This window comes from Aquicoccus sp. SU-CL01552 (assembly GCF_040365005.1).
GTDB lineage: Bacteria > Pseudomonadota > Alphaproteobacteria > Rhodobacterales > Rhodobacteraceae > Antarcticimicrobium.
Genome location: NZ_BAABWV010000010.1, coordinates 61,577 through 77,019 on the forward strand (window position 1 = coordinate 61,577; position 15,443 = coordinate 77,019).

At 61.2% G+C, this 15,443-nt stretch carries 15 protein-coding genes; all 15 read right to left on the bottom strand.

Annotation, left to right across the window (positions count from 1 at the left end):
• Position 1 precedes the first annotated feature (1 nt).
• The 15 genes from ABWV23_RS12560 to glmS are packed head-to-tail and all read right to left on the bottom strand — an operon-like array spanning position 2 to position 15,379.
• Positions 2–1,075, bottom strand: coding sequence for a glycosyltransferase family 4 protein (locus ABWV23_RS12560; protein WP_353348220.1), 1,074 nt, complete (start codon positions 1,073–1,075; stop codon positions 2–4).
• A 52-nt stretch (positions 1,076–1,127) separates the two neighbouring features.
• A complete protein-coding gene (locus ABWV23_RS12565) occupies positions 1,128–2,345 on the bottom strand; it encodes a glycosyltransferase family 4 protein (protein ID WP_353348222.1) in 1,218 nt (405 codons plus the stop codon).
• Positions 2,346–2,347: 2 nt separating this feature from the next.
• A complete protein-coding gene (locus ABWV23_RS12570) occupies positions 2,348–3,442 on the bottom strand; it encodes a glycosyltransferase (RefSeq protein WP_353348224.1) in 1,095 nt (364 codons plus the stop codon).
• A gap of 3 nt (positions 3,443–3,445) precedes the next feature.
• Complete coding sequence (locus ABWV23_RS12575) at positions 3,446–4,417, bottom strand: glycosyltransferase (protein ID WP_353348226.1); 972 nt, start codon at positions 4,415–4,417, stop codon at positions 3,446–3,448.
• Positions 4,414–5,922 carry an O-antigen translocase gene (locus tag ABWV23_RS12580; protein WP_353348228.1) on the bottom strand — a complete coding sequence of 503 codons (1,509 nt, stop codon included), beginning with the start codon at positions 5,920–5,922 and terminating at the stop codon, positions 4,414–4,416. Before ABWV23_RS12580 ends, ABWV23_RS12575 begins: the two co-directional genes overlap by 4 nt.
• 5 nt (positions 5,923–5,927) lie before the next feature.
• The gene (locus ABWV23_RS12585; protein WP_353348230.1) at positions 5,928–7,022 is read right to left on the bottom strand and encodes a DegT/DnrJ/EryC1/StrS family aminotransferase; all 1,095 of its coding nucleotides are present in this window, start codon (positions 7,020–7,022) and stop codon (positions 5,928–5,930) included.
• Positions 7,019–7,453, bottom strand: a complete 435-nt coding sequence (locus ABWV23_RS12590) for a sugar 3,4-ketoisomerase (protein WP_353348232.1) — start codon at positions 7,451–7,453, stop codon at positions 7,019–7,021. The genes ABWV23_RS12585 and ABWV23_RS12590 overlap by 4 nt, the downstream gene beginning before the upstream one ends.
• Positions 7,450–7,992, bottom strand: a complete 543-nt coding sequence (locus ABWV23_RS12595) for a GNAT family N-acetyltransferase (protein ID WP_353348234.1) — start codon at positions 7,990–7,992, stop codon at positions 7,450–7,452. Before ABWV23_RS12595 ends, ABWV23_RS12590 begins: the two co-directional genes overlap by 4 nt.
• 11 nt (positions 7,993–8,003) lie before the next feature.
• A complete protein-coding gene (tviB, locus tag ABWV23_RS12600) occupies positions 8,004–9,275 on the bottom strand; it encodes a Vi polysaccharide biosynthesis UDP-N-acetylglucosamine C-6 dehydrogenase TviB (protein WP_353348236.1) in 1,272 nt (423 codons plus the stop codon).
• Positions 9,265–10,080 (bottom strand): glycosyltransferase family 25 protein, encoded by an 816-nt coding sequence (locus ABWV23_RS12605; RefSeq protein WP_353348238.1) that lies wholly within the window; start codon positions 10,078–10,080, stop codon positions 9,265–9,267. Before ABWV23_RS12605 ends, tviB begins: the two co-directional genes overlap by 11 nt.
• A complete protein-coding gene (locus tag ABWV23_RS12610; RefSeq protein WP_353348240.1) occupies positions 10,080–10,790 on the bottom strand; it encodes a class I SAM-dependent methyltransferase in 711 nt (236 codons plus the stop codon). Before ABWV23_RS12610 ends, ABWV23_RS12605 begins: the two co-directional genes overlap by 1 nt.
• A complete protein-coding gene (locus tag ABWV23_RS12615) occupies positions 10,787–11,809 on the bottom strand; it encodes an NAD-dependent epimerase/dehydratase family protein (protein ID WP_353348242.1) in 1,023 nt (340 codons plus the stop codon). The genes ABWV23_RS12610 and ABWV23_RS12615 overlap by 4 nt, the downstream gene beginning before the upstream one ends.
• The gene (locus tag ABWV23_RS12620; RefSeq protein ID WP_353348244.1) at positions 11,809–12,573 is read right to left on the bottom strand and encodes a formyl transferase; all 765 of its coding nucleotides are present in this window, start codon (positions 12,571–12,573) and stop codon (positions 11,809–11,811) included. The genes ABWV23_RS12615 and ABWV23_RS12620 overlap by 1 nt, the downstream gene beginning before the upstream one ends.
• Complete coding sequence (locus ABWV23_RS12625) at positions 12,570–13,538, bottom strand: polysaccharide deacetylase family protein (RefSeq protein WP_353348246.1); 969 nt, start codon at positions 13,536–13,538, stop codon at positions 12,570–12,572. The genes ABWV23_RS12620 and ABWV23_RS12625 overlap by 4 nt, the downstream gene beginning before the upstream one ends.
• Complete coding sequence (gene glmS / locus ABWV23_RS12630; protein WP_353348248.1) at positions 13,535–15,379, bottom strand: glutamine--fructose-6-phosphate transaminase (isomerizing); 1,845 nt, start codon at positions 15,377–15,379, stop codon at positions 13,535–13,537. The genes ABWV23_RS12625 and glmS overlap by 4 nt, the downstream gene beginning before the upstream one ends.
• Between the last annotated feature and the right edge of the window lie 64 nt (positions 15,380–15,443).

Consider the following 15,443-nt stretch of genomic DNA (forward strand, 5'->3'; position numbering starts at 1 on the left):
CCTACCCGTTTCCCTCGGCGACTTCGCGCAACATCTGCGCCACACGTGGTCCCCAGACCTGGAGCGAATACTGCTCTTCGACTCTTCGGCGACCGGCGGCCCCCATCCGGCGCCGAAGGTCCGCATTTCCCAGCAAGGTTTCGATGGCTTCCCGCCAGCCGTCCTCACTCGCGGCCAAAAAACCGTTCACGCCATGCTCGACGATATCGCGATTGACGCCGACCGGCGAGGCCACGACCGGAAGGCCGCAGGCCATGTACTGGATCAGCTTGTAGCCACATTTTCCTCGTGCCCAAGGCGTGTCGGGCAGTGGCATGACCCCGATATCCATGCTCTGGATCAAAGCCACTTCCGCTTCTTCGCTCCAAGGGAGGACTTCCAGCGTTCCCCTGACTTCAGGCTGCATGCCGGCTCCCACGGCGCGAAACAGCGCCCGATGTTCTTCCAGCAGCGGATTCAGTATGTCGTGGATGGGATGTGCCAGTTCATGCCACGTCTGCGGGGTGCCGATCCAACCTATACGCTGTGCGTTTTCATCCACTGAACCCGGTCGAACCTGATAGGCTTCTAGATCGACAACGGTTGGCACTGTCTCAACCCGAGCGGCACCAGCGCGTCGTGCATGATTGCCGAGATAGGAGTTTCCGACCGTCACAAGGGCCGAGGCCGCCATCACCCGCCCGATTTTGCCGCCCAACACACCCCGAACCGCGCCAAGCCGATGTTTGTCGTAACGATGAAAGATCGCATCGTCGTAATCGCTGACGATCGGAACCCCGCGCGGCAGAAATGCGCGTTCGACAAGCCACGGCACCCAGGGCAAGGCTTCTTTTTCCAACCAGATCAGATCCAGCGCCGGTCCTTGTCGCATCTGGCCGATGCGTTGAAGCATGTACCGGGAAATCGACCGACGCACCCCTTGGCCCGAATAGAGTACGCGCAAATGGGCGTCATCGAAAAAAGGAGCAACCTGAACGTTCAGGCCTTCGCGAGCCAGCGCAGGCAGATACTGCATCGTGCGCAAGCGACTTGATGCCCCCATACGCGTGTAGCGCGACAACAGCAGGATGTTCATGCGTGCTCCTGCCCGGCGATATCATCGCCAGGCGCCGCGCAGAGCAGTCCTGTCAGGCCGCACATGGGGTGTCTTTCGTTCTAAGGATCGTTGCATAGATGTCGCGATAGCCCGCAGTGCCCGTTTCCAACGAGAAGACAGCCTCGGCCGTGGCACGGCATCGCACCGAGAGATCGGGATCGGTTTTCAGTGTTTCGAGTTGTCGCAGGGCCTCGACCATCTGGTCTTCGCGCGGTCCCGCGACGATCACGCCGACGGTGTTCCGTCGAACGATATCCGCGACATCGCCGACCCCCTCGTTTGCAACGACGGGCAGCCCGCACCCCAGGACCTCGGCCATCCTGGTGGGAGAGCGTCCAAGCTCTGAAATCTCGCCCCCGGCATAGAACATCATCGAAAGATCATGGCCGCGCACGGCATCGGGCATGTCCGCGGAGGGGCGCGGGCCGATGCTGAGGCGACCGGCCAATGCATCCGCCGGGTCAATGGCCGCACGCACGTGCTCCGGGTCGTCGCGCGTCACGATCTCGAACCGGGCGTCGGGATCGCGAGCGGCAACGGCCGAGATCCAGGCGGCGAGCCAGTCGGTTCGGAACCACCCCGACAGGATCGTTCCGATGCAGCCGTGTACGGCGTCGCCGCGGCTGCGCGCCGGGGCCGGGGTGAACCGATCCAGGTCGGCGCAGGTCGGGATCACGTCGATCCGTTGAGCGTGAAGCTCGGCGGGGTAAGCGCGCCTCAGGTGGGCGACCGCCGCATGTGTAAGTGACACGACCGCCGCCGCCTCGCGCAGACAGGCGCGTTCGACCCGGACGATGGCGCGATGCATCCACGAGCCGCGCCTGAGGCGCCCAGCCGTGATCAGCTCTTCCGGCCAGAGCGCCCGCATGTCAAAGATGAACGGCACCCGCGTCAACCGGTGCACCGCAAGGGCCACCGCCGCCGGAATGTAGGAGCGCGCGTGGATCAACTCGGCCCGTCCGGCGCGCACCTCGCGCAACACGAGCCAGACCATGCGCATCATGCTGAGCGCGGGAGCGATCACGCGCGGCTTGGCGTGGAACCGTTGCGGCAGCCAGCGAATGCCGTGCCGGTCACACTCTTCCCGGGCCTGCGCGACCCGGGCGCGATCGGCCCAATCCTCGGGCTTTTCATAGGTGATCAGGGTGATGGCATGGTCCCGCGACAACCCGCGCAGATAGCCAAGGACCTGGCTCTGGCCGAGCGGTTCCAGCAACCCGTTGCGGGTGAGGTAGAGGGTGGGGGTCAAGGTCAACCTATCTGTTCGAGATACGCGGCGGCTGCGCGTTTTGGACTGAACTCTGCGGCGCGGTTTTGAAGCTGCTCTGCCGGCACCCTGTCCTCCAGCGAGGCCCCGATTGCATGTGCCATCGCCCCGGCATCGCCCACCGGAACCAACCGTCCGTATCGCCCCTCCTCAAGTATCTCACCGGGACCGGAGGGGCAGTCGGTGGACACCACGGGCGTGCCGCAGGCCATGGCTTCGACAATCACATTGCCGAACCCCTCGTAATCCGAGGACAGCGCGAAAAGATCGGCGGTCTTGTAGAACGGCGTCGGATCGGGGTGAAATCCCGCAAGGATCACCCGGTTGGCCACGCCCAGATCGCGGGCCAGCGACAGAAGCGCATCGCGCCCATCTCCGTCGCCCACGAACATCAGTCGCGCGTCCGGCCGGTCGATCCGCGCGAAGGCCCGCAGGAGGAGCGGATGGTTCTTCTGCGCCTTCATGCTGCCCACGGTCACGATGCGTGCCCCCTTGGGAGCGGCCCAAAGTGCTTCGGCGTCCTCCATGGACCGGGCGGGCGGTTCGGGACGTGGAGGAACAGGATTGTGGATGACGTCAAACGCCTCAGGGCGCAGTCCCGATAGCCCTGAGATATCTTTCACCACCCCCAAGGAAACGCCGACCCGACAATCCGCAAGCGGATATCCAACGGCCATCGAGGCGCGCATGGCAACACGGTGCAAACGCCCCCAATCAGCATACTGAACGGACATCGTGTTATGTTCGGACACCAGTACCTTGCAGCGATGCCCGGACAGGCGCCGGGCGACCGGGGCGATCACGGTCAGTGGCCACATCGCGGCCAGCAGGGCGTCGGGCCGACGGCGGCGCAGGTAGCGGGCCAGGGCAAGGGGAACGGCGCGGGCGCGGGGAGTGGCGAGGTCGACAACCGAAAAACTGTCCCGCGCCTCCTCCAGCAACTCTCCGCGCGCCTGCATCAACACGAATTCCACCGTGTGTCCGGCACGGACGAACTCATGGGCGAGGTCGATATTGACCCGCTCGGCACCACCGCCACGCAGGTCGGGGAGGAGGATGGAGATGAGATTTTCACACATAAATCACGCTTTCACCGCAGAAATAAGGCGCTTTATATGCAAAAAAACTCTTCTACCGGGAAGTCTGATCAGAACAGATTTTGCGTAACCATGCGAAACTGCACTTGGAAACAAAAAGCCCCGGGCCAGAAAGCTCATCTCTGGCCAGCGGGCGTATTTCTGCATGAAAATAGATCGCTTGCGCAGTTTATCTGAATCGCAGCCTAAAAAAGAAATTGCATCAGCAGCATACTTGTACGCCTCTGCGGTTCTAGCGGTAATTTGCAGCGCTCTTGTTTCGCGGGCCCATTGGTCTTGCTGCTGAAGCAACCTGATCGGTCCAACATTGTTTTCGTGAACCCGTCGTCTGATGAGTGGCCTTTCGATCCTTTGTGAGGTCTTGTCGAGATGCTTGAACACGGCCATAAGCGCCATGTCCTCGATCAGTACTTTTGAAGGCGGCATCGGAAGGCGGGAAAGTTCGTCGGTTCGGAAACACGCAGTTGCGCCATGGAACCAGCAGCGGCTCGTCGAATAAAATTCGCGCCGCCTCACGATGTCATGTTCAGGATCAAAGGTGTTTCCCTGATCGTCAAAGAGAATGTCATCCGCTGAGCAAACGACAACGTTTCGTGGTGCCGAGAGCATGGCACTAGACATTACTTCAGTCCGTTCCGGAAATGATATGTCGTCTCCGGCAGCAACGACGAGAAACTTGCCCTTTGCGAGTTGGGCAACCGAAAGGACGTGCGCAAGCGTGCCTTGATTGTTCTCACCCCGCCGCACCTTGACCTCATGCGGCCCGTCATATTCCTCTGCCATCTCCTGCATGATCTCGAAGGTCCGGTCGCTCGAACAATCGTCGGAAAGGATGATTTCCAGCGGCTCGTAGGTCTGGGAAAACGCGCCCTCAATGGCCTCGCGGATGTAGTTTTCCTGGTTGTAGGCGAACAGCGCGAAAGTCACGAGCGGGCGGTCTGGGGTCGGGTCGGTCATGTCTCACTCCGGATGGGCCAGCCGAGGACGGCATAGATGCGGGACAGGCGGGTGGCGAGGCGGCCTTGGGGGCCGACCTTGATCAGCACGACGCGCAGGCCGAAGACCCCGGTCGCCCCCGCCAGCAGCGGCGAGGCGATGGCCGCCGCAAGGGGGGCCGTCAAGGCGAGCGCCAGCAGGGCCACGGCAAGACCGGCGTGAAGGCCCAGCAGGCCGAGCGACAGCGCCTCCCACCGGAAGCCGTGGATACGGCGGGCCAGAACGTACACCGTGGTCAGATAGACGAGGTAGCCTAGTACAAAGGCATAGGCCGTCACCTCCAGCCCGACGCGCGGCAACAGGGCCAGGACCATGGTCAGAAAGACGATGTTGAAGCTCAGCTCCATGAAGAAGAACGTCTTGGCACGGGCCGCCGCGACGATGGAAAAGCTCATCGCCCAGCTTGCCAGCTTGAACACGTTGCCCAGGGTCTGCCACTGCAAGAGCGTCACCGCAGGTCCGAACTCCGGCGAGTAGAGCAGGGAGATCACCCAAGGCGCCAGGCCGATCAACAGCAACAAGACCGGCCCGCCGATCGCGAGGCCAAGCTGCGCTTGGTCGTTCATCAATCGCACCGCCGCCACGCGGTCGTGGATCACCTCCGTCAGGCGGGGGTAATAATCGGCCCCCATGGCCCCCAGCAGAAACCCCACGTAAGTCATGGTCATGCCCCAGGCGGCGGCGAAATGCCCGGCGGCGTCCAACCCCAGCTCCTGCAGTATCCGCCCGCGCACCAGGAGAAGCGTTGCCGTCGTGGCCAGCCCCCCCAGCATGAAGGCGATGCCAAGCCTTGCCATGGGCTTCCAGATTTCCCAGATCTCGCCGAGCGACAGCCGCGCCGCCGTCGGCTTGGGCAACCGACCGGTGTAGGACCGGGCAATCAGAACCGTCGCCAGGGGTTGCACAAGGATGAACCAGATCAGCCCGCTTTCCCCCCGCAGCCAGACGGCGGCAAGGCCGGCCACCGTGCCGGCAAAGGCCGCGAACACCGTCACACGGCCCAGGTCGCCAATCCGGCGCAACCCCTGCAAGAGGGCGGTCTGCGCCGTGCCCAGAAGCGTCAACAGGATCGCGACCCCAATCAACCCGACCTCGGTCGCTCGCAGCGCATCCCCGAACAGCCAGGTGGCGATCCGGCCCCGCAAGACCCAGACCGCAACCATTGCCAGCGCGCCCTGAACCAGATGCGCGGCAAAGAGGACCCGGCGCACCCGGCTGAGCGTTGCCTCCTCACCGCGCGACGCGGCGATTTCGCGGACACCGCTGGACCCCATGCCAAGGCCGGCTGTCTGCGTCACCATGCCCAGCAGGTTGTTGTAGATACTCAGCAGGCCAACACCACTCGGACCCAGAAGGACGGCCAGCACCTTCATCCTGGCAATCGAGATCAGGATGTTCACCACCTGCGCCGAGCCGATGACCAGCATCGACTTGATCAACCCGCGCGAACTGGACGTATCAGCCATGCTCATTACGTGTTTCGGATCTGCGCGGTGATGTGGTGGACGTCGCCCAAATCCAACTGCGGTCCCATCGGCAGGCTCAGAACCTCACCGGCCAGTTGCCGTGCCAGCGGCAGCGCCTCGGGCGCGATCCCGAGCCCGGCATAGGCCGCCTGCATGTGCGGCGGGATCGGGTAGTGGATCAGCGTGCCGATACCCGCCTCGGTCAGCCGCGCCTGCAGCACATCGCGCCCGGGCGTGCGCACCACGTAGAGATGCCATGCGGGCTCGGCCCAATCCGGCACATGAGGCAGGGTCAAGTCGGTTGCCGCCAACCCCTCGGCATAGGCGGCGGCCACCGCGCGGCGGCGCTCGGCCCAGGCATCCAGCACCGTCAGCTTCACCCGCAGAACCGCCGCCTGAAGCGGATCGAGGCGCGAATTCACGCCCGCCTCTTCGTTCACGTATTTTTTCCGGGAACCGTAATTGCGCAACAGCGCCACCCGCTCGGCCAGGGCGTGATCGTTCGTCGTGATTGCCCCCGCATCGCCAAGCGCCCCAAGGTTCTTTCCGGGATAAAAGCTCCAGCAGACGATATCGCCATGCGCCCCGATCCGCCGTCCCTTGTAGCGCGCGCCATGGGCCTGTGCGGCATCCTCGATCACCCGCAGCTTATGACGGCAGGCGATATCAAGGATCGGATCAAGATCGGCGGGTTGCCCATAGAGATGCACCGGCAACAGGGCGCGCGTTCGCGGTGTGATCGCGGCCTCGATCCGCGCCGGATCGATGTTGTGTGTTGCCGGGTCGGGCTCGACCGGAACCGGCGAGGCCCCGACCCCCGAGACCGCGAGCCAAGTGGCGATATAGGTGTTGGAGGGCACGATCACCTCGTCGCCCGGCCCGATATCCAGCGCCCGCAGGGCCAGCCTCAGCGCGTCCAACCCGTTGGCGACCCCCACCGCGTGGCCCGCCTCGGAATAGGCGGCCCATTCGGCCTCGAAGGCCTCGACCTCGGGGCCAAGGATGTACCATCCGCTCTCCAGGACGCGCGACACGGCGGCGTCGATCTCGGGCTTGAGTTCGCGATAGGCCGCGCCCAGGTCGAGGAAGGGGATCATCACGCGTTTTCCCGTGCCGCCGCCAGGAACTCATTGTAATCGCGGTAATAATCCGCCTCGTCATAAGGGTGCGAGGCCAACACCATGCAGACCGCCCCCTGGCTGAAGGCATCCATTTCGCGCCAGATCATGCGGCTGATATAGAGGCCCTTTCGCGGGTCGCGCAGCCAGTATTCCGACTTGGTCTTGCCGTCATCGACCGTCATTCGGAAGCTGCCGGACAGCGCGAAGACGACTTGTTCCAGGTCTTTATGGGCGTGGCCGCCACGCTCGGAATCTACCGGTACATTGTAAAGGTAATAGACCCGCGCGATGTTGAAAGGCAGGTGATTGCCCCCCTCCACAAAAGTCAGGTCCCCGCGCGGGTCGTGGATTTGGGGCAGGTTAACGAGGCGGACTAGCCCATTTTGGTGTGGTTTGGTTTGATCTTTCATTGGGTATCCTCCGCTCCTATCGCCCGTAGGTGATCGCCGGCGTCCTGACGAAATTTCTCGACAGAATAGGTGAAGTAGATATTCTGGTGATCTTCCGACACGCGGGTCATGTTGAATCGCTCGTAGAAATGCAGTGCGCGATGGTTGCCTTTGCGGACGTCCACGGCACCAAACTTCAGGTTCAAACGATTGAACGCGGCGCCAAAACTCAACACGGCACTTTCCAGCGCCGCTTTGGGCGGCTTGTCCTCATTCAGGATCCAGCTGCCCCAGGTGAATTGATCGCCTTCGATTTCGTAAAGGCGCACGACGCCACAGGCCCGGCCGTTGTCCAGCCGTTCGATGACATAGTAATATTCGGTGCCCGCAGCTTCGCGAACCTTGTAGCGTTCGATCCACTGGTGCTGATCCGCGACACTTCCGGTGACCGCTGAAAGATGGGTGTTATAGCGCGGATCCAGCCGAAGTCCGTGGATGAAAGCCGCGTCTTCGGGCGCGACCAGGCGCAGCGCCAATCGCACGCCCTCGATCCGTTCCATGTCGGGGCGTGTCACAGTCGCAGGTCGCTGGCGCCGGAGGTCAGCACGTGTTTCAGATCGTACAAAACATGCTCCTTTTTCCCCAGTTTTCGCAGGGACTCGGCGCCGGTTTCGCAAAACTGTTGATGGGCGACGGCCAACACGATGGCGTCATAGGTTCCGGGTTCCGGCGCCGTGACCAAGCCGAGCCCATGGGCGTGGCGGGCCTCCTCCGGATCGACCCAGGGGTCATGCACGTCGACCTGCATCCCGTAGTCCTGCAACTCCACGATCACGTCCACGACCCGCGTGTTGCGCAGGTCCGGGCAGTTCTCCTTGAAGGTCAGCCCGAGGATCAGCACCCGCGCGCCGTCCACCTGGATGCGCTTGCTCAGCATCGCCTTGACCAGTTGACCGGCAACATAGGCCCCCATGCCGTCGTTGATCCGCCGCCCGGCCAGGATCACCTGGGGGTGATAGCCAAGTGCCTCGGCCTTGTGGGTCAGGTAGTAGGGGTCCACGCCGATGCAGTGCCCGCCGACCAGACCAGGCCGGAAGGGCAGGAAATTCCACTTGGTTCCGGCGGCCTTGAGCACTGCTTCGGTGTCGATCCCCATGCGGTTGAAGATGATCGCCAACTCATTGACCAGCGCGATGTTCAGGTCCCGCTGGGTGTTCTCGATCACCTTGGCCGCCTCGGCCACGCGGATGCTCTCGGCCTTGTAGGTGCCGGCGGTGATTATGCCGGCATAGAGTTGATCCACCTCTTCGGCCACCTCGGGCGTCGAGCCCGACGTGACCTTGCGGATATCGGGCAGGCGGTGGGTCTTGTCGCCGGGGTTGATCCGCTCGGGCGAATAGCCGGCAAAGAAATCCTCGTTGAAGGTGAGGCCCGAGACGCGTTCAAGTACCGGGACGCAATCCTCCTCGGTCGCGCCGGGGTAGACCGTGCTTTCATAGATGACGATGTCGCCGCGCTTCAGCACGCGACCGAGTGTTTCGGAGGCCTTGATCAGCGGCGTCAGATCGGGGCGCTTGTGCGCATCAATCGGCGTGGGCACCGTGACGATATAGATGGACGCGGCGGCCAGGTCGGCCGGATCGGTGGTGAAGGTGAGTTGCGTGGCGGCAGCCAGCTCCTCGGCCGACACCTCCTGCGTGGCATCCTGCCCGGCCCGCAGGGCCGCGATCCTGTCGGGATTTACGTCGAACCCGATCACGGGTCGTGATTTGCCGAACTCCACCGCAAGGGGGAGGCCGACATAGCCGAGGCCAACAACCGCTAACGTTGCTTTACTCTTCATAATTTGGATTTCCTGCCGCGAGTGGTGAAACATCTGGCACGCTGATGTGGTTCAATTCTCTAGCCAAACGAAGTTTGCGCCTGCGGGTTCGCAGAATTTGTTTCGTAATCGGTAACTTGTTCAAGAAATTTGAAACCAAGTATTTCGCAGACCCGGGATCCAAATATCCTATCGTGGATTTAAACGGCTCGACCAGAACGAGGCTTGGAGACGCAATCCTGACATATTTCATGCACCCATGGTTCCAGAATGAATTAAAATCATCTGCAACAAATCTCACGGGCTGATTGACCGCAAGGATCCTTCGTGCGGCCTCGATATCGATTATGTAGCACAAAGTGGAACGGACAAATCTTGCTTCGAATGGTGTAAGAACATTAGAAACCCCAACACTGAAACTGTCGTTTGACGAAAATTTAGATTCCCCCATCGTCGGACTGTGCAGTGAAATGATCTCACCTTCGCGTAACTGGCGCGCGACACCGGACACAATTTTATCAAAGTCAGGGGGCAGGGACGCGTCATCCTCGACAACAACTGCCTGCTTGATGCCGCGGTCTACCATAGCTTTATAAGCATTGAGATGCGACAGCGCGCACCCAATTTGACCGGACGAAAGCGTTGATACATCGCAACAGTCCGGCCGGCGCTCCAACTCGAGTGCACCGACTACACCAACGATCTCATAACTTATCTTCGATACCTCTTCTACCTGCTTCCGAATAAAGTGATATCGTTCGCCAAAAAATTCGTTCGCAACAATAAAGCCGGTAAGATCTGCTTCGATCCGATCTGACCTAGCCATTAGCCCGCATCCTGAATAAGATTATTTCTCTCAAAAATCATGATATTCCGGGAATACCAATCCGCGACATTTCTGTTCTCCCGAAGTTCGCTTCGGGCCATTTCCGACAGGCTTCCGTTATACAAGAAACCTCGCCGTTCAAATTTCTCGATCCAATAGGAATGCGGTTGCTCATTGACATGGTCCACCCCGCCCTGACCGGGTATCGCAGCCGTCATGAACACCTTATCGGACAGTCCGCAAAGCGTATCGACATAGCGGTCAGACAGAGCAGCAGGTAGATGTTCCGCAACTTCAGTGCTTACTGCCAAGTCAAATTTATTCTCCAGCCCCAGATCCTGATAATTGTCTCGCTCCAAGTCGAATTTCCGCACGTTCAATCCGCGTTCACGGCAGTAACGAAGGCCTGCGGTTGAATACTCCAACCCCATTACTTCGCAGCCCGCTTCCCTAAATCCAACGGCAATTCCACCTGTCCCACACCCTACATCTATCACGGATTTAACGGGGAGGTTCTCAACAACAAAGTCAGATATCGGACCGGATGCCCGCACAGCACCAACATCTACGCTTTCCGCATAGTAGGTTTCGTCATATAAAATCTGATGCGGTATTATGGCCGACTTAATCCGTTGCGCCATGCTCGTTCTACGTATTGACGCGGGAACAACTGATCTATACGTCAGTTTGGCAATTTTACCAAATTTCATTTTTGATAGTACTCCCGATACCACTCCACGAACCGGGCAATCCCATCGCGGAAATCCGTCTGGGGCCGATAGCCGGTCAGGGTTTTCAACAGTTCGGCGTTGGCCCAGGTCGCCGGAACGTCGCCGGTTTGCATGCCCATGTAATTCCGCTCGGCCTTTTGCCCGAGGCAGTCCTCGATCGCGTCAACGAAATCCAACAGCCGTACCTTGTCGGAATTGCCGATATTGACGACGCGGTAGGGGGCAACGGGCGAGAGACTGTCTCCCTCGGGCACCAGGCCATCTTCGGGGCGCACAGGGGCGACGTCGATCAATAGGCGGATCGCACGGACAAGATCGTCGACATAGGTAAAGTCGCGATACATGTCGCCGTTGTTGTAGATGTCGATGGGTCGTCCATCGAGGATCGCATCGACGAACTTGAACAGCGCCAGGTCCGGACGCCCCCAGGGTCCGTAGACGGTAAAGAACCGGAACATCGTGGTCGGCAGATCGTAAAGGTGGGCATAGGCATGGCCCATGCTCTCGTTCGCCTTCTTGGTCGCGGCATAGATCGTCAGCTGCGTGTCGGCCTTTTCGGTCTCGACGAACGGCATCTCGGTATTGGCGCCGTATACCGACGAGGTCGAGGCCATCAGCAGATGCTGCACGCCCAGCCGGCGCGCGGCCTCCATCACGTTGAAGGTGCCGATCACATTGGCATCGAGGTAGGCGCGGGGGTTTTCCAGGCTGTAGCGCACGCCGGCCTGTGCGGCGAGATGGACGATCACGTCGGGGTCAAAACCATCCGCAACGCGGTCGAACAGCGCCTGATCCTCCAGCATGCCTTCTGTGGCGGCGAAACTCGGACTCTCCAGCAACATCTGGTGCCGACGCTGCTTGAGGGTGACATCGTAATAATCCGTCATCCCGTCATAGCCATGAACGGTAAATCCCTCGGCCAGCAACAGCTTGGCCAGGTGGAATCCGATGAACCCGGCGGTGCCGGTGATCAGGACACGTGGTGGCGATGACGCCATTATTTAACTCCTCGCAAACGGCCAGAAAGGTATTGTAGAATTGTCGGGTGGTACCACTGCCGGCTCTGATCGCGGGACATGTCCTCAATCAGTCTCAGGTCGCCATCGGAAACTTGCCTCAAGACCTTAAGGAGCTCGGGCAAAGCAGCCGCTTGTTGAATGAGCGGGTAGGTCGAGAAATTGTCAGACGGCCCTATCTTTGGTCGGACGTGGCGCAGAACGCCACCGGTATCGACCCCCTTGTCAACAAGGTGGATTGTTGCTCCGAAGTTGTTTTCATCTCCGGCCCACAAGGCCCAATAGCCGCCGTGAACACCCCGGTACCTTGGTGTAATTCCGGCATGTATGTTGATGTAAGGGCAATCGGCGGCCGACAGTATATTGTCGCGGATAATACGCGTGCCATTTACAACAACAGCGTCCGGATTGCTGGATGCAAGATGATCTGCAACCATGGGAGTGTTGATCGACTTGACCCTGATGGCCGGGCGATCTGATGTCGTCTCCTTCAAACCGTGACGGCTCAGAATTTCCAACCGTCGACGTTTCGACCCTCTGCGAAGGAAGGGGAGTACGAGACCCATGAACGCCACCTGTCCGATAACAGGAATTATGCCTAATTTTCGGCGCCGATGGGCCAGCATGGCTTTGCGTGATGGCGGTTCTTCAATGATCGTTTCGATTTCGGCGAAAACGTTCTCTTCAAGGTAGTTTCGAAGGATGTTGGTCGACGGGCCATCGCCAGCGAGAAGCACGAGTTTCATGCGCCCTGATGTTCCATGCTTGCGGATTGCATGCCAAATGCGTCCTTCAAGGACCGAAAATGGGTCACTATGTCTCGCAACCCGTCCAGGTTCGCCTCGGTGTTCACGCCGAAGTTATGCGGGTGCCACCAAAGGTGGTATGCGTGGCCCAGTTTCGCGGAGTTGGTCATGCCCCGTTTGATTGTGTCAATGTGACGCCCATGAAACGGGGCGAGCTTGCCAGCACAAGGTCGGAGGAAACGGCTGGCCGGGGTATTGCGTGGGACGGTTGGGCCTTTGTCCCCGGCCACAGAATGAGCATGGCTTCCCAGAACACCTGAGTAGGCATCAACCAACCGCAGCGCGCGACGCGCCGGTGTTTGCTCGGCGCCCTTTGCGGCCCGGTAGGCCCAATGGGACGGGTTGCCACGATAGGTCTTGATTCCTGCCTTTTCGCAAACTCGCAGGTGTTCATCAGAATACTGGTTTCTTGGGAAGACGATCGACCGCAGGGCAATACCCTTTCGAGCGGCGATGGCGATAGCGGCTGAAAGGTCAGCAGCGAAAGTGGGTGAGGTGGCGCCATCTTCGAGGCAGTAGAAATGCGAGAATGTATGCGTCCCGATCTCCTGGCCGGGCGTCTGGGAAATCCGCCGGACAAGAGACGGGGCGAAATAATACGGGTCATCCTTTTCGTTCTGCCCGACCTCGCTCAGATAGGAATAGTTCGAGAGCACCGCGTTCCCATATGCGGGGCGGTCCTCCATCGCCGGCAAGCTCTCGATCAGTTCATCCTTGTCCTCACAGAACAAGAAACCGACCGTTGCCCATGTTGCCCTGACACCGTGCTCTGCGAACAGATCGAGTATGCGCGGGATCGCGGCGCGCCCACCCAACACATTCTCGCCATAGCTGTTCCGGTCCGCATGGTCGCGAACCCCCCAAAGGAGCTCGAAGTCGAGCGATATGACCAGTTTGCCGGTCATTCCACCGTGACCGACTTGGCCAGGTTGCGGGGCTGGTCGACATCGGTGCCCTTGCACACCGCCACGTGATAGGCCAGCAGCTGCATCACGACCGCCAGGCCGACCGGGGCGACCGACGGTGGAAGATCGGGCAGGCGGATGTGGTCGAAGCCCGAGGCCCCCTGCCGCCCATCCAGCGCGGCATCGCTGACGATCACCACGCGCCCGCCCCGCGCGGCAACCTCCTCGGCGTTCGTCAGTGTCTTGTCGAACAGCGCGTCGCGGGGGGCGAGAACCACGACGGGCACGTCCTTGTCGACCTGGGCAATCGGCCCGTGCTTGAGCTCGCCCGCAGGATAGCCTTCGGCGGTGATGTAGGAGACCTCCTTCATCTTCAGCGCGCCTTCAAGCGCAATCGGATAGGACGGACCGCGCCCCAGGAAGAGCGCAGTCGAAGCCTTTGCCGTGGCCTCCGCCTGCCGGGCGATCACCGGCTCCAATTCCAACACGTCGCGCACCAGGCGGGGAAGGGCCGACAGTTCCGTGACGAGGGCCCGTTCCGCCTCGGCGCAGATCCGTCCGCGCGCCTTGCCCATCGCCATGGCCAGCGCGGCAAGGGCCAGCAACTGGCCGGTGAATGCCTTGGTCGAGGCGACACCGATCTCCGGTCCGGCCAGGATCTCCAACATTCCGTCGGCCTCTCGCGCCATCGAACTGGTGGGGACATTCACCACCGCAAGGCGCGTCGCCACCCGGCCCCGCAGATGGGACATCGCAGCAAGGGTATCGGCGGTTTCGCCCGACTGGCTGACAAAGACGGCCAGTTCGCGCCCGCTGAACGCCGGCTGGCGATAGCGGTACTCCGACGCGATATCGACCTCGACCGGAAGGCCGGCGAATTGCTCTAACCAGTATTTCCCGGACAGGCAGGCATAGTGGGACGTCCCGCAGGCCACAAGGATCACCCGGTCGACCGAGGCAAGGTCGATCCCGGACAGGATCGGGCGCAGCCCCCCGGCGTGATGATCGGCAAACTGCGTCAGGGCGCGCGACAGGCTCTCGGGCTGTTCGTGGATTTCCTTGGCCATGAAATGGCGGAACGGCCCTTTCTCCACCCGCCAATCTTCTTCCGGCAGGGTCTGAACCGCGCGCACGACCTCTTGCCCATCGCGGTCGCGGATGACCGTGCGGCGGCGGGTGATCACGGCCAGATCCCCCTCTTCCAGGAAACAGACGTTCTGCGTGAAAGGGGCGAGCGCCAGCGCGTCCGACCCCACGAACATCTCGCATGTGCCATCCGGCGCGGCGTCGCCATACCCGAGCGCGAGCGGCGAGCCCCGCCGGGCCGCGATCATCAGTTCGGGCTGGTCCTCGAACAGAAAGGCCAGCGCATAGGCACCGCTCAACCGCTCCAACGTCTCGGCCACCGCTTCGATGGGGTCGCCCCCTTGGTCCAGCGTCTCGGCGCAAAGTTGGGCCACGACCTCGGTGTCGGTGTCCGATGTGAACCGAACGCCGCGCTGTTGAAGGTCACCGCGCAACTCGGCGTAGTTCTCAATGATCCCGTTATGGACCACCGTTACCGGTCCCGCGCGGTGGGGATGCGCATTGCGTTGGGTCGGGGCGCCATGGGTGGCCCATCGTGTGTGGCCAATACCGGCGGTGCCCGCGATCCTATGGTCGTTCAAAAGACCGCGCAGCGAGGACAACTTTCCGCTTGCCCTCCGGGTCTGCAGCCCCGCCTCGGGCGTCATGACCGCGATTCCGGCGCTGTCGTAGCCCCGGTATTCAAGCCGCGACAAGCCATCCATGAGGCGGTCCACCACATCGGCAGCCCCCAGAATGCCCACGATTCCACACATTTCGGTCGATGTTCCAGATAGTTAGGGTTGCATGTGCAACCGTGACCAGTCGCAACCGGTCGGA